Consider the following 15,245-nt stretch of genomic DNA (forward strand, 5'->3'; position numbering starts at 1 on the left):
GCTTCGACAACCACGGCCCGACGGACGGGCCTCACCCGGAGCCGGACGGCTGGGCCGAGACGCAACGGGCAGCGCGATCCCGACATGAGCGACAAAAGCCGCGAAATGGCTTTAGCACCCCAAGAACGCTTCACGTTCACAAACTCTAAAACACGAATATTTCCTCTGATAGGTCGCGAAACGGTCTAACGTCTCTCGTAGCTCGACTGACGTCGGGCTCAGGACAACAGGGGATGGAGTGACGCAGGTCATGGCTAACAAGAAGCTCGGAAAGGTCGTTGCGGGTGCCGCCCTCGGCGGTGCGTCCCTGCTGGTGTTCACGCCGGGGATCGCGTTCGCGGACAGCGGCCACCACGACGGCGACGGGGGGAAGGTCTTCGCCAAGCCCCACGTCGTCCGGGCCGGCGAGGAGGTCACGCTGATCGAGGTCTGCGAGGAGTCGCAGCAGGACGCCTTCGTCTGGTCCAAGGTCACCGGCCGGGTCGAGCTGCACAAGGTCGACAAGGACAAGGACGAGCACGGCAAGGGCAAGGACGAGCACGGCAAGGACGAGCACGGCAAGGGCAAGGACGAGCACGGCAAGGACGAGCACGGCAAGGGCAAGGACGAGCACGGCAAGGGCGAAATGGGCCGGGGCGAGGAGCACGGCAAGGGCGAGGACAAGGACAAGGACAAGGGCAAGGACGAACACGGCAAGGGTGAGGAGGGCCGGCCCGGCGGTTGGGGCGGCGGCGCCGACGCGTCCGGCCGCGAGGACTGGGGCGGCTACGAGCACGGCCAGAAGCCCGAGGACGAGAAGGGCGCCAAGGGCCGCGACGAGGACATGCGAACCAAGGACGAGGACAAGGGCCGCCACGAGGACAAGTCGGCCAAGGACGAGGACAAGTGGGGCAAGGACGACGACAAGGGCCGCCACGAGGACGACAAGTGGGGCAAGGACGAGGACGACAGCTGGGAGCACGGCCGGGACTTCGTCTACCTGGGCGAGGCCAAGGTAGACAAGGACGCCCGTCCGGGCCGCTACGAGCTCCACGGCTCCTGCGGCGAGGGCGAACTGGTGGTCCTTCCGAAGGGTCACGTCGACGGCGGTGACGGGGGCATGACGAGCACCAGCACCAACCGCACCATGGCCACCACCGGGGCCGGCCTGTTGGGCGCCTCGGCGCTCGGCGGGCTCGTGCTGCTGCGGCGGCGTCGGACCGATGGGTCTGTGGCCTGAGGCGACGGCGACAGGGGCCGGCGGCCGTCACGGGACACCGTGGCGCGCCGTCGGCGCCTCCGTCGTCGTCCTCATCGCCATGGCGGGGGCCTGGCTGCTCGGCGCCTCGCACCGCACGGTCCCGGCCCCCCGCCCGCCGCAGCCGCTCGCCCAGGCCGCCCCCGACCTTCCGACCGCCCCCGGCTCCACGGGGACGATCCGGGAGCAGCAGCAGCCCGCGGGCACCGCGGGCGGCCCGGAGGCCAGCCGGTCGGCCGCCCCGAGCCTGGGCCGGGCCACACCCACCACCATCTCGATCCCCCGGATCGGGGTGCACGCGTCGATCATGACGCTGGGGACCAACCCGGACGGCAGCGTCGAGGTCCCCCCGCTCGACCAGGCCCAGAACGCCGGCTGGTACTCCCCCGGGCCGAGCCCGGGCGAGACCGGCAACGCGGTGATCGTCGGACACGTCGACTCGGCCAAGCTCGGGCCGGCGGTCTTCTTCGAGCTGGGCGCCATGCAGCCGGGCGACGTCATCACGGTGTCCCGGTCCGACGGCCGGCAGGTCTCCTTCACGGTCGACGCCGTGAAGTCGTACCCGAAGACGGAGTTCCCCGCGGACGTGGTCTACGGCCCCAACGACCAGGCGGGCCTGCGGGTCGTCACCTGCGGCGGCCAGTTCGACCGGGGCTCGGGCAGCTACCTCAACAACGTGATCGTCTTCGCGACGATGACGGGCTGACGCCGCGACGCGCCACGGCCGGTCGGGACAACCGACCGGCCGTGGCGTGTCCGGACGACGCTCAGGCCGCCGAGGTGCGCACCAGGGTACGGATCTGGCGCAGCAGCACCGACAGGGCGGCGAGGTCCGCCCGCGACTCGTCGAACTCACCCATCGCCCGGCGCGCCCGGTGCACCGAGGTGGCGTTCGACTGCTCCCACTGCTGCACCCGCTCCTGCGGGGACAGGTCGTCGGGCGTGGAGCCGAGGACCTCCGCGGTGAGCGCGGCCAGGGCGGCGTACAGGTCGTAGCGCAGCGCCATCCGGGCCAGGGTCTGCCAGCGGTCCTCCCGCGGCAGCAGGGAGATCTTCGACAGCAGCGCGTCGACCCGGAACAGGTCGGAGAGCACGAAGTAGACCGACGCCACCTCGCCCACGTCCCGACCGGTGCCGGCCGCCGTCTCCACCACGTCGAGCAGGCCGAAGCTGTACATCAGCCGGGTCGCCTGCTCGGCCAGCCCGCGCGGCAGCCCCTTGGCGGTCATCGCGTCCATGTGGGCGGCGATGCCCTCGCGCTCGCTGCCGACGAAGAGGTTCTCCAGGTTGGGCAGGAGGCGCGCCACCCCGTCGCGCAGCCGGGCGATCTCCGCCGGCACGTCGATCGGCGAGCGCCGGTTGGTCACCAGCCAGCGCACCGCCCGGTCCAGCAGGCGCCGGGTGTCCAGGTAGACGTTGGTCTGCAGCTCCGGCGCCACCTTGTTGTCCAGCGCCTCGACCGCGTCCCACAGCTCGCCCAGCCCGAACACCTCGCGGACCACCACGTACGCCCGCAGGACGTCCGCCGCCGACGCCGCGGTCTCCTCGACGACCCGGAAGACGAACGTGATGCCGCCCCGGTTGATCGCCTCGTTGACCAGGACCGTGGTGACGATGTCCCGGCGCAGCCGGTGCCGGCCCATCCGGTCGGCGAACCGCTCCCGCATCGGGGTCGGGAAGTAGTTGACCAGGACGTCGGTCGTCCACTCGTCGTCCGCGAGCCCCTCGGCGAGGATCTCCCGCTCCAGCACGATCTTGGTGTACGCGAGCAGCACCGCGAACTCCGGCGCGGTCAGCCCGGACTCCGTGCGCACCGCCAGCTCCTCGTCCGGCGGCAGCGCCTCCAGCGCCCGGTCCAGCGCGCCGGAGCGCTCCAGTTCCGTGATCATCCGGCGGTGCACCGGGAGCAGCGAGGCGGCCTGGGCCTGCGAGTTGTTGATCGCCCGGGCCTGGTCGTAGTTGTCCCGCAGCACCAGCTCGGCGACCTCGTCGGTCATCTCGGCGAGCAGCTCGTCGCGCTCGGGCACGGTCAGCGCCCCGTCGGCGACCGCCGTGTTGAGCAGGATCTTGATGTTCACCTCGTGGTCGGAGCAGTCCACCCCGGCCGCGTTGTCGATGAAGTCGGTGTAGATCCGGCCGCCGGCCTGGGCGTACTCGATCCGGCCGAGCTGGGTGCAGCCGAGGTTGCCGCCCTCGCCGACCACCCGGCAGCGCAGGCTCCTGCCGTCCACCCGGATCGCGTCGTTGGACTTGTCGCCCACCTCGGCGTTGGTCTGGCTGGACGCCTTGACGTACGTGCCGATGCCGCCGTTCCAGAACAGGTCGACCGGCGCGGTCAGGATCGCCCGCATCAGCTCCTGCGGCGACAGCTGGCTCACGTCGTCGGCCAGCCCGAGCGCGGCGCGGACCTGCGGCGAGACCGGCACCGACTTCGCGGTCCGCGGGTACACCCCGCCACCGTCCGAGATCAGCTTCGTGTCGTAGTCCTGCCACGACGACCTCGGCAGCTCGAACAGGCGCCGGCGCTCGGCGTACGAGCTGGCCGCGTCCGGATCCGGGTCCAGGAAGATGTGCCGGTGGTCGAACGCGGCCACCAGCCGGATGTGCTCGCTGAGCAGCATCCCGTTGCCGAACACGTCGCCGGACATGTCGCCGACGCCGACCACCGTGAAGTCCTGGGTCTGGGTGTCGTGCCCCAGCTCCCGGAAGTGCCGCTTCACCGACTCCCAGGCGCCCCGGGCGGTGATGCCCATCTTCTTGTGGTCGTAGCCGGCCGAGCCGCCGGAGGCGAACGCGTCGCCCAGCCAGAAGTCGTGCCCGGCGGAGATCTCGTTGGCGATGTCGGAGAAGGTCGCCGTGCCCTTGTCGGCCGCCACCACCAGGTACGGGTCGTCGCCGTCATGCCGGACCACGTCCTCGGGCGGCACGATCTCGCCGGCCGCGATGTTGTCGGTGATGTCGAGCATCGCCCCGACGAACTCCTTGTAGCAGGCGACCGCCTCGTCCCGGTCCCCCGGCTTCTGCTTGAGCACGAAGCCGCCCTTGGCGCCCACCGGCACGATCACGGCGTTCTTCACCATCTGCGCCTTGACCAGGCCGAGCACCTCGGTCCGGAAGTCCTCCCGCCGGTCGGACCAGCGCAGCCCGCCGCGCGCCACCGGCCCGTAGCGCAGGTGCACGCCCTCGAACCGCGGCGAGTACACGAAGATCTCGAACTTCGGGCGCGGGGCCGGCAGATCCGGGATGGCCTGCGGGTCCAGCTTGAACGCCACGTACGCCTTCGGCCGGCCGCCGACCGGCTTCTGGTAGAAGCTGGTACGCAGCGTGGCCTGGATCAGCGTCAGGTACGAGCGCAGGATCCGGTCCTGGTCGAGGCTGGCCACGTCGTCCAGCGCCGCGCCGATCGCGGCCACCAGCTCGCCGCTGCGCTGCTGGCGCTGCTCGGCGGTCGACTCCCCGGGCTCGAAGCGGGTCTCGAACAGCTGCACCAGCAGCTCCGCGATCCGCGGGTACGTGATGAAGGTCTGCTCCATGTACTCCTGGGAGAAGATGGTGCCCGTCTGGCGCAGGTACTTCGCGTACGCCCGCAGCACCACCACCTGGCGCCAGGTGAGCCCGGCGCGCAGCACCAGCTCGTTGAAGCCGTCGACCTCGGCCTCGCCCCGCCAGGCCGCCGCGAAGGCGTTCTCCACGTGCGGGCGCACCTCGGCCAGGTCCTGGTGGACCTCCGGCAGCCGCAGCCCGAAGTCGTACAGCCAGATCCGGCCGTCGACGCGTTCCACCTCGTACGGGTGCTCGTCGACCACCCGTACGCCGAGGGAGTGCAGCACCGGCAGCACCGCCGACAGCATCATCGGCTCGCCGTACCGGTAGACCTTGAACCGCACGTCCATGGCCTCGGCGGGCTCCGCGTGGCCGTCGGTGCGCGGCCCCAACTGCTTGCGGAACAGGTGCATCTCGAGCTGGCCGGGCTCCTCCAGCAGCTCCAGCTTGGCCAGGTCCTTCATCGCCTCGTACGGCGTGTGCCCGTCCTTGTAGCCCTCCGGGAACGCGTCGGCGTACCGGCGGAACAGGTGTTTGGCCTGCTCGTCGCCGAGCTTGCGCTCCAGCACCAGCCGGTAGTCGTCGTCCCAGAGCCGGGTCGCGTCGGCCAGCTCCTCGGCGAGCAGGTCGGCGTCGATCTCGCCCGGCGGGTTGGTCGGGTCGGTCCGGACGATGAAGTGCACCCGGGCCAGCATCGACTCGGTGACCCGGGTCGTGTAGTCCACCCCGAGACCGTTCAGCTCCCGCAGCAGGATGTCCTGCATGCGCAGCCGGTTCTGCGTGGTGAACCGGTCGCGGGGCAGGTAGATGAGGCAGGAGATGAACCGCCCGTACGCGTCGCGGCGCAGGAAGACCCGCAGCTGCCGGCGGCCGGCCATGCGCAGCACGCCGATCACCGCGTGGTACAGGTCCTCGGTCTTGATCTGGAACAGCTCGTCGCGCGGGTAGGTCTCCAGGATCTGGAGCAGGTCCTTGCCGGAGTGGCTGCGCTGGCTCAGGCCGGAACGGTCCAGCACCTCGGCGACCTTCCGGCGCACCACCGGCAGCTCCCGCACGCTGGTGCGGTACGCGGCGGTGGAGAACAGCCCGAGGAAACGCCGCTCGCCGACCACCTCGCCGGCGTCGTCGAAGATCTTGAAACCGATGTAGTCCAGGTACGCCGACCGGTGCACCGTGGCCCGCGAGTTGGCCTTGGTGATGATCAGCAGCCGCTTCTCCATCACCTTCTCGAGCGCCTCGGGCGTCATCGACGCCAGCGACCGCGCCTCCGGGGAGTCCGAACGCAGGATGCCCAGCCCGGTGCCCAGCGCCGCCTCCAGCGCCGGGCCGCCGTCGCTGTCGACCAGCCGGTACTCCCGGTACCCGAGGAACGTGAAATGATCATGAGCGAGCCAGCGGAGCAGCTCGACCGAGTCGGTGATGTCCTTCTCCGGCACCGGCGGGCGGCTGTCCGACGTACGGGCCGCGGCCAGCTCGTCCGCCAGCGCCAGGGCACGCTGGCGCATCTTCGGCCAGTCCTCGACGGCCTCCCGGACGTCGGTGAGCACCCGCTGCAGCTCCCGCCGCAGCCGCTCCCGCTCGCCGGCGTCGCGGACCGGGTCGATCTCGATCCGCATCCAGCTCTCGACGATGTCCCCGGCGATCGCGTCGTCGGGCTCGGTGTCCGCCGAGACCTCGGTCAGCCGGCCCAGCGGCTCGCGGCGCACCACCATCAGCGGGTGGACCAGCAGGTGCACGTCGAGGTGGTGCGAGTTGAGCAGGGCGGTCACCGAGTCGACCAGGAACGGCATGTCGTCGGTGACGATCTCGACGACCGTGTGGTGCTGGTCGGCGTCCGGCTCGTGGATGCGCAGCTTCAACTCGCCCGGCACCCGCTGCTGGGCCAGGTCCTGGTGCGCCCGGGCCGCCGCCAGCATCTCCTCGGCGGTGAACCCGATCAGCTCCTCGTCGGGCGCGAACCGCCAGAACCGGCTGACCAGCGTCGCCACGTCGTGGTCGTCGCCGGCGAGGGAGACGGCCTGGGCGATCAGCCGTTCCGCGTTCGGGACCGGCTCGTCCAGCTCGGCGTCCTCCACGGCGTCGGCCAGCGCCTCCGCCGGCAGGCCGAGATCGAAAATGGTGTCTATGCTCGAACCGGTCACCCCGGTCGTCCCGGTGTCGAGTCGGCCGTAACCGTCCCCGTCGGTCGCCGTGTCGAAGCTGTCGTCGGCCCGGCTGGTGTCAGCCTGCCGGAGGTCGGGTCCCGGTTTGATCGCCGGACGCCGGTCCATCGGTGCCACTCCCCTCGACCCACAACGTTGTGGGTCACTCTGCCGCCCAAGCCTAGGCCCCCGGCCAGATCGTTCATCAGGGGACCACTGGCCGGACGTCCGGATCCGGACTCCGTCCTTTCACCCGTTGCGGGTACGAGGTTGGCCGCATTCTGAGTACCCCGACTCGGGATGTTCATCACCCTGTCGCGGCCGTCTTCCCGCACGTCGGCGGCCCGACGGGGCCGTGCGCGAGGCGCCGCCGTACTACGGTGACGGGCAGTCCGAGATCCGGAAGGACAGTCATGCGTCTGTCGTACCCGCTCCGCCGCCTCCGCCCACCACGCTCCCGCCGGCCCCTCGCGGCGCTGGCCGCCACCGCGTTGGTCGCCGGCGCGCTGGTCGGGTGCTCGGACTCCGACGGCCCGGAACGCACCCTGGACGCCTTCCTGTCCGGTTGGCGCACCGGCGACCTCCAGTCCGTCGGCTTCATCGACCCGACCCGGGTCAAGGTCCCGGCCGCGGAAGTGACCCAGGAGATCAGGCAGCTCTCCGGCGAGCTGGTGGCCACACCGCCGGCGCTGCGCCGCACGGGGGGCCCGAAGATCACGGCCGACATCGCGACCGCCGGCGTACGCGTGGAGTGGACCCTGCCGGGCGGGATCCACTGGGGGTACGACCGCGAGGTGCGCCTCGCCCGAGGCCGCGACGGCCAGTGGCAGGTGATCTGGGAGCCGCGGGTGGTCCACGAGCAGCTCACCCGGGGCGACCGGCTCGGACTGCGCCGCGACACCGGCCCCCGCGCCGGCGTGCTGGACGGCGCCGGCGCGCCCATCGTGGCGCCCCGCCCGGTGGTCCGGGTCGGCCTCCAGCCGGGCGAGGTGACCGACGCCAGGTCGGTCATCCGACAACTCGACGCCGCGTTCCGCGCGATCCGGCCGGCGATCACCCCGCCGGTCGACCTCTCCGGCCTGCCGAAGCGCCTCGCCGAGGCCGACGAGGGCGCGTTCGTCGAGGTGGTGACGCTGCGCGAGGAGGCGTACCGGCAGATCAAGTCGCGCATCTACGACCTGCCCGGCACGAGGTTCCAGGCCGACAAGCTCGACCTGGCCCCCACCCGCGAGTTCGCTCGGGCCCTGCTCGGCTCGGTGGACCCGGCCCAGGCCGACGACCTGGCCGCCCACCCCGACCGGTACCAGCTGGGCGACCTGGTCGGCCACGGCGGACTCCAGGGCCGGTACGACGAACGGCTGCGCGGGGCCCCCGGGCTGACGGTGCTCGTCGAGCGCCGCGACTCGGACGGGACGCTGAAGCCGACCGGCACCGAGCTGTTCACCCAGGAGCCGAAGCCCGGCCAGGCGGTGAAGACCACCCTCGACGTGGCCACCCAGAACGCCGCCGACGCCGCGCTGCGGGGCGAGAAGCGCCGCGCCGCCCTGGTGGCGGTGCGGATCAGCGATGGCGCCGTGCTGGCCGCCGCCAACGGCCCCGGCCCGGCCGGTGAGAACCTCGCCTTCACCGCCCAGGTACCGCCCGGTTCGACGTTCAAGATGGTCAGCGCCCTCGGCCTGCTCGACCGGGGCGCGGTCACCCTGGACGGCCCGGTCGACTGCCCGAAGGCGTTCACGGTGGAGGGCCGCTCGTTCAAGAACTCCGACAACTTCGAGCTGGGCACGGTGCCGTTCCGCACCGACTTCGCCAGGTCCTGCAACACGGCGTTCGCGGCGCTGGCCCCGAAGCTCGGGCCCGACGGCCTCGCCCAGGCCGGCCGCGCGCTCGGGCTGGGGGGCGAGTGGGACCTGGGCATGGACGCGTTCACCGGCAAGGTCTCGGCCAACGGCTCCCCGGTCGAGCAGGCCGCCGCCGCGTTCGGCCAGGGCACCACCGTGGTCAGCCCGCTGGCCATGGCCGCCGCCACCGCCGCCATGGCCAGGGGCCGCTGGGAGCAGCCGAAGCTCCTCCTCGACCCCGCCCCGGCCAAGCCCGCCCCCGCCGGGCCGCAACTGCGGGCCGAGTCGGTCGAGCCGCTGCGGACGATGATGCGCGAGGTGGTCACCGCGGGCAGCGGCACGGCGCTGAAGGACGTCCCCGGCGCACCGGTGCACGGCAAGACCGGCACCGCCGAGTACGACGACAACCCGGCGCACACCCACGCCTGGTTCATCGGCTGGCAGGGCGACGTGGCGTTCGCGGTCTTCGTCGAGAGGGGCGGGGCGAGCACGGCCAGCGCCGTGCCGATCACCGAACGCTTCCTGCGCGCCCTCGCCGCCCGCTGACCGCCCGCCGCGGCCGGAGCCGCGTCGTGGGGCGGAGCCCTGCGCGGCTGCCCCGGAACCGTTGGCCGCGCCCGGTGGGGCTGCCCGGAGCCACCTGTCGGACGGGCCCTGTGGAGCTGCCCGGAGCCACCCTGCCGGGGCGAGTCCTGTGGAGCTGCCCGCATGGACGGGGCAACCGCCGCGGCTCGCACTCCGGGCACCAGGCGCCCCGGCCCGCGCGTCGGACCCCCGACGGCCCCGCAGCACCCGCCCCCGACGGCCCCGCAGCACCCGCCCCCGACGCCGGCCCGCCACTGGTCGTAACCCAGCGCCGACGGGCGGGCGCACGGACGGGGCAGCTCCACAGGCCGCCGGAAACGGATGGCCCGGCTGGCCGGGACAGCGCCGGCCCGGCGACGATGGGCGCGCGTCAGGCGATGCCGGCGGCGGAATGCGGCGGTTCGAGCGGTGTGGGAACGGCGAGCCCGAGGGGCTGCGGCGGCTCGACCGGGTCCTCCGCCGTCCCGCCGGCCGGTTCGGCGGGCTCGGCGGGCTCGGCGGGCTCGGCGGGCTCGGCGGGCTCGGCGAGGCCATCGGCGAGGGTGGGACGACGGGCGGGGGCCCGGCGCGGGACGGGCGGCGCGGACGGAAGCAGGTGGGGTGGCACCGCGGCCGGGGCGGTGACCGGGGCCAGCCCGGCCACCAGGGTGTTGACGATCTCGGCGGCGTACGCGCCGTCCGGGTCGTAGTCGGGGTCGAAGACGGTCAGCTCGACGCCCAGGCAGTGCGGCGTGCCCACCAGACCGGCCAGCAGGATCTCCAGCTCGGCGAAGGCGATCCCGCCCGGGTCGGGCGCGTCGACCGCCGGCATCACCGCCGGGTCGAGCACGTCGACGTCGATGTGCACCCAGTAGCCGGCGCAGTCGGCCAACTCCTCGTGCGCCCACTGGGCGGTACGGGCGGCGCCCTCGGCGCGCAGCGCCGGCACGGGCCGCGTGGTGATCCCGGCGGCCTGCAGGTCGAGGCGGTACTCGTCCTGGGCCCGGATGCCGAGGACCACCACGTCGATGTCGCGGAAGTACGGGCGCCGCCCCTCGATGGCGGTCAGGTCGGCCTGCCCCCGCCCGGTGACCAGGGCCAGGTCCTCCCCCGCCGCCGCGCCGACGTACGAGGCGTTGCCGGGGTGCCGGAAGTCGGAGTGCCCGTCGACGAAGACCAGCCCGATCCGGCCCCCGACCGCCTCGCCGAGCCGGTGCATGGCCAGCGCCGAGCCGACCAGGATCGAGCAGTCGCCGCCGAGGACCAGCGGGAACTCCCCCCGGTCGATGATCGAGCCGATCCGGTCGGCCAGCGCCGCCGAGTACGCGGCGATCCCCCGGGCGTGGCAGACGCCGTCGCCGGGGCGCCAGTCGCCGGGGTCGTACCGGGGCGGGGTGAGGCAACCGGCGTCCCGGGCCCGCAGCCGGGCGAGCAGGCCCTGGTCGCGCAGCGCCCCCGGGGCCTTGGCGCAGCCGGGGACCGAGGTCAACGTCGGCGGGCGCAGCCCGAGGTTGGACGGCGCGTCGAGGACGGCGATGCGGCGCGTCATGGGCTCCCGTCCTCGGTGGGTCGGGCGGGCCGGCGACGCCGGCCCGCGCTGGCGTACGGCGGAACTCAGAACAGGGCGCTGGCCAGGGCCCGGCGGGCGGCGGCGACAGCGGGGTCGTCCGGCCCGGCGAGGGTGAACAGGCCGACCAGGTGCTGGCGAACCTTCTCCCGGTCGTCGCCGGCGGTGCGGCGCACCAGGCCGACCAGGCGGGCGTACGCCGCCTCGGCCTGGCCGCTGAGCACCTCGACGTCGGCGGCGAGCAGCTGGGCCTCGACGTCGTCGGGGTCCGCCTGGGCGGCGGCCAGCGCGGCGCCGGGATCGGCCCCGGCGACGCGGCGGGCCAGCCCGACCTGGGCGAGGCCCGCCTCGGCCGCGGCGTCCCCCGGCGTCTCGGCGAGGATCTTCCGGTACGCCTGCTCGGCGACGTCCAGGTCCCCGCTCATCATGGCGTCGTCGGCCTCGTCGAGGCGCGGGTCCACCGGCTCGGCGGCTCCGACGCCGCCGGCCCGGAGCACCGCGGTGATCCACTGCCGCAGCTGGGCCTCGGGGACCACCCCGGAGAAGGCGTCGACCGGCTGCCCGCCGACGACCGCGTAGACCATCGGGATGCCCTGCACCCGGAACATCTGGGCGAGACGCGGGTTGGCGTCGACGTCCACCTTGGCGAGTACCCAGGCGCCGCCGCCCTCGGCGGCCAGCCGCTCCAGCACCGGCGAGAGCTGCTTGCAGGGCTGGCACCACTCGGCCCAGAAGTCCACGACGACGGGTGTGCTGAGCGACCGTTCGAGGACCTCGGACTGGAAGGTCGCCTCGGTCACGTCGATCACGGTGACCCCGCCACCGGTGGCGGCGCCGCCGGGCAGACCGGCGGGCGGACCGGCCTGGGCCGGTGTGCTGGGACGGGCGGGGGCGGGCGCGGTGCTGCGCAGTGCGCTGAGGTCGACCGCGCCGCGGGTGAAGATCGACGAGGTGATCCGTGGGTCGCTCATGGTTACCTAGTCTCGCACGGACGCCGCCCAAGTCAGATCAACCGCGGCGGCGACAAATGTGACTCTCGCGGCTGGTCGTCGGCGGTGCCGGGGCTCGTCCGGCACCGCCGACGCGCGCCCGGTCAGAACCGGGCCGGCTCCCGGTAGACGCCCCACTCGGCGCGCAGCGCGTCACAGATCTCGCCGAGGGTCGCCTCGGCGCGGACGGCGTCCAGCATGGCCGGGATCATGTTCTCGCCGGTACGGGAGGCCGCCACCATCCGCTCGACCGCCGCCTTGACGGCGGCGTCGTCCCGGGCTGCCTTGCGCTCGGTCAACACCCGGCGCTGCTCCAGCTCGACCTCGTGCGAGATGCGCAGGATCTCCAGGTCCTTGGCGACCGTGCCGGTGTGGCAGTTGACGCCGACGATCCTCTTCTCGCCCTTCTCCAGCGCCTGCTGGTAGGCGAAGGCGGACTCGGCGATCTGGCCGGTGAACCAGCCGTCCTCGATGCCGCGCAGGATGCCGGAGGTCATCGGGCCGATCCGGTGCGGACCGTCCCCGCCGAGCTGCCGGATCCGGGCGAAGATCTCCTCCGCCTCGGCCTCGATCCGGTCGGTGAGCGCCTCGACGTACCAGGAGCCGCCGAGCGGGTCGGCCACGTTGGTCACCCCGATCTCCTCCATCAGCACCTGCTGGGTACGCAGGGCGATCTCGGCAGACTCGTCGGTGGGCAGGGCCAGGGTCTCGTCCAGCGCGTTGGTGTGCAGCGAGTTCGTCCCGCCGAGCACGGCGGCGAGGGCCTCCACGGCGGTGCGTACGACGTTGTTGACCGGCTGCTGGGCGGTCAGCGACACCCCGGCGGTCTGGGTGTGGAACCTCAGCCAGAGCGCCTTCTCGCTGGTCGCGCCATAGACGTCGCGCAGCCAGCGGGCCCAGATCCGGCGGGCGGCCCGGAACTTGGCGATCTCCTCGAAGAAGTCCACGTGCGAGTCGAAGAAGAAGCTGAGCCCCGGGGCGAAGACGTTGACGTCCAGGCCCCGCGACAGGCCCAGTTCCACGTACCCGAACCCGTCGGCCAGGGTGTACGCCAGCTCCTGCGCGGCGGTCGACCCGGCCTCGCGGATGTGGTAGCCGGAGACCGAGAGCGGCTTGTACCTGGGGATCTGGTGCGCGCAGTACTCCATCAGGTCGCCGATCAGGCGCAGGTGCGGCTCCGGGTCGAACAGCCACTCCTTCTGCGCGATGTACTCCTTGAAGATGTCGGTCTGCAGGGTGCCGTCGAGGGTGGACAGGTCGGCGCCCTGCCGCTCCGCGGCCACCAGGTACATGCAGAAGACCGGCACGGCGGGGCCGGAGATGGTCATCGACGTGGTGACCCCGGCGAGGTCGATGCCGTCGAACAGCACCTCCATGTCGGCGGCGGAGTCCACGGCCACCCCGCAGTGCCCGACCTCGCCCAGCGACTGCGGGTCGTCGGAGTCGCGGCCCATCAGGGTGGGCATGTCGAACGCCACCGACAGCCCACCGCCGCCGGCGCCGAGGATCATCTTGTAGCGCTCGTTGGTCTGCCGGGCGTTGCCGAAGCCGGCGAACTGCCGGATGGTCCAGGTCCGCCCGCGGTAACCGGTCGGGTGGAGACCCCGGGTGTACGGGAACTCGCCCGGCCAGCCGATCCGCTCGAAGCCCGGGTACGCGGTGCCCTCCGGCGGGCCGTACACCGGGTCGACGGTCATCCCCGAGAGCGTGGTGAAGTCGGCGTCCCGCTTGCGCGCGGCGTCGTAGCGGGCCTGCCAGCGCGCCCGTCCGGCAGCAATCTCGTCGGCGTTCATGGGCAGGGCTCCTCCTCGAGTCCTCGTCTGATGACCGAGTGTAGAGCCCCGTCCTGAACGATCGCTAAGACGCCACGTCGTCGACCCGGATGTTGATCTCGTCGACCCGCAGCCCGTACGCCTCGACGGCCTCCGTGACCTTCACCCGGACCGCGTCGGTCACCTGCGGCACCGGCTGGCCGGCGTCGATCACGATCACCAGGTTGACCACGGCCGCCCCGTTGGTGACATGGGCGGAGCAGCCCCGCCGGGCGTCGCCCACCTGGTCCAGCCCGACCTTGTCCAGCACGGCGTTGAAGAACCGGGCCACGTCGCCGCCCAGCTCGGCCACCCCGGGCACGGACTTCGCGGCGGCCACCGCGATCTTCTCCACCACCTCGTCGGAGACGAGCGTGCTACCGCCCGCCACCGCGTCCGGCGTCACCGACAGCTCCTGGGTCACCTCGTCAGCCATGCTCTCTCTCCCACAGGCTCGCACCGCCCCACGGGTGCGTGGAGCGGTGCGAGCGTACTAGTTCCGGGCCGGCGGGACGGGCGCTCAGGAGCCCAGCTGGGACAGCAGCTCGTCGGCGGCGGCGTACGGGTCGAGCGACCCCTCGGCCACCTTCGCCGCGAGCGCCGGCAGCTCCGTACCGTCGCGTAGCGAGCCGATCCGGGCCCGCAGGGCGCCCAGCGCGATCGCCTCGATCTCGGCGGCGGCCCGCGCCTCCCGACGGCGGCGCAGTTCGCCGTGCCGTTCCAGCCAGTCGCGGTGCTTGTCGATCGCGGCGGCGACGTCGTCGATCCCCTCGCCGCGCGCGGCGACCGTGCGGACCACCTGGGGCCGCCACTCGCCGGGGCCGCGCTCGCCCAGGGCGATCATGCCCTGAATGTCGCGGACCGTGGCGTCGGCGCCGTCCCGGTCGGCCTTGTTCACCACGAACACGTCGGCGATCTCCAGGATGCCGGCCTTCACCGCCTGGATCGCGTCGCCCATGCCCGGGGCGAGCAGCACGAGCGTGGTGTCCGCCAGGGAGGCGACCTCCACCTCGGCCTGCCCCACGCCGACCGTCTCGACCAGCACCACGTCGCAGCCGGCGCCCTCCAGCACCCGCACCGCCTGCGGCGTGGCCGCGGAGAGGCCGCCGAGGTGGCCCCGGCTGGACATCGAGCGGATGTAGACGCCCGGGTCGGTGGCGTGGTCCTGCATCCGCACCCGGTCACCCAGGATCGCCCCGCCGGTGAACGGGCTGGACGGGTCGATGGCCAGCACCCCGACCCGGCGTCCGCGCGCCCGCAGCGCCCGGACCAGCTCGTTGGTGGTGGTCGACTTGCCCACCCCGGGCGAGCCGGTCAACCCCACCACCTGGGCCTGCCCGGCGTACGGGGCGAGGGCCGCCGCGACCCGCGGCAGCACCTCGTCGCCGGACTCGACCAGGGTGATCAGCCGGGCCACCGCGCGGGGGTCTCCCGCGCGGGCCCGTTCCACGAGCATCGGCACGTCCCGGCTGCGCCGCACCGGGACGGCGACCCGCTCCACCTGTTCGCCGCTCACTGTGCTTTCTCTGTTCGCGACTGCGGGGCTCGCAAAACC

General features: G+C 72.9%; 9 protein-coding genes. 3 read left to right on the top strand and 6 right to left on the bottom strand.

Going from position 1 to position 15,245, the window contains the following annotated elements; all coding sequences use genetic code 11:
• Nucleotides 1-250: 250 nt before the first annotated feature.
• Nucleotides 251-1,219, top strand: a complete 969-nt coding sequence (locus ACGFIZ_RS08340) for a hypothetical protein (protein WP_393417079.1) — start codon at nucleotides 251-253, stop codon at nucleotides 1,217-1,219.
• The gene (locus ACGFIZ_RS08345; protein WP_393417081.1) at nucleotides 1,203-1,943 is read left to right on the top strand and encodes a class F sortase; all 741 of its coding nucleotides are present in this window, start codon (nucleotides 1,203-1,205) and stop codon (nucleotides 1,941-1,943) included. Before ACGFIZ_RS08340 ends, ACGFIZ_RS08345 begins: the two co-directional genes overlap by 17 nt.
• Nucleotides 1,944-2,004: 61 nt before the next feature.
• Here the strand turns inward: ACGFIZ_RS08345 and ACGFIZ_RS08350 are convergent, their stop codons facing one another.
• A complete protein-coding gene (locus tag ACGFIZ_RS08350; RefSeq protein ID WP_393417083.1) occupies nucleotides 2,005-7,050 on the bottom strand; it encodes an NAD-glutamate dehydrogenase in 5,046 nt (1,681 codons plus the stop codon).
• Between the two features lie 284 nt (nucleotides 7,051-7,334).
• Between ACGFIZ_RS08350 and ACGFIZ_RS08355 the strand changes: the two genes are divergently transcribed.
• Entirely contained in the window at nucleotides 7,335-9,305 is a 1,971-nt protein-coding gene (locus tag ACGFIZ_RS08355; RefSeq protein ID WP_393417085.1) for a penicillin-binding transpeptidase domain-containing protein, read from the top strand.
• 409 nt (nucleotides 9,306-9,714) lie between these two features.
• On the opposite strand, the gene ACGFIZ_RS08360 is transcribed toward ACGFIZ_RS08355, so the two are convergent.
• The 5 genes from ACGFIZ_RS08360 to meaB all read right to left on the bottom strand — a co-directional run bounded on the left by ACGFIZ_RS08360 (nucleotide 9,715) and on the right by meaB (nucleotide 15,146).
• Nucleotides 9,715-10,872 carry an arginase family protein gene (locus ACGFIZ_RS08360; protein ID WP_393417087.1) on the bottom strand — a complete coding sequence of 386 codons (1,158 nt, stop codon included), beginning with the start codon at nucleotides 10,870-10,872 and terminating at the stop codon, nucleotides 9,715-9,717.
• A 65-nt stretch (nucleotides 10,873-10,937) separates the two neighbouring features.
• Nucleotides 10,938-11,861, bottom strand: a complete 924-nt coding sequence (locus tag ACGFIZ_RS08365; protein ID WP_393417089.1) for a tetratricopeptide repeat protein — start codon at nucleotides 11,859-11,861, stop codon at nucleotides 10,938-10,940.
• A 122-nt stretch (nucleotides 11,862-11,983) separates the two neighbouring features.
• Nucleotides 11,984-13,672 carry a methylmalonyl-CoA mutase gene (locus ACGFIZ_RS08370; RefSeq protein ID WP_393417091.1) on the bottom strand — a complete coding sequence of 563 codons (1,689 nt, stop codon included), beginning with the start codon at nucleotides 13,670-13,672 and terminating at the stop codon, nucleotides 11,984-11,986.
• Nucleotides 13,673-13,736: 64 nt separating this feature from the next.
• Nucleotides 13,737-14,126: an Asp23/Gls24 family envelope stress response protein gene (locus tag ACGFIZ_RS08375; RefSeq protein WP_393417093.1), complete on the bottom strand. Its 390-nt coding sequence runs from the start codon at nucleotides 14,124-14,126 to the stop codon at nucleotides 13,737-13,739.
• Nucleotides 14,127-14,210: 84 nt separating this feature from the next.
• Nucleotides 14,211-15,146, bottom strand: coding sequence for a methylmalonyl Co-A mutase-associated GTPase MeaB (meaB, locus tag ACGFIZ_RS08380; RefSeq protein ID WP_393417266.1), 936 nt, complete (start codon nucleotides 15,144-15,146; stop codon nucleotides 14,211-14,213).
• Nucleotides 15,147-15,245: the final 99 nt, after the last annotated feature.

It is taken from the genome of Micromonospora sp. NPDC048830, from assembly GCF_043198215.1.
In the GTDB taxonomy this organism is placed as follows: Bacteria; Actinomycetota; Actinomycetes; order Mycobacteriales; family Micromonosporaceae; genus Micromonospora.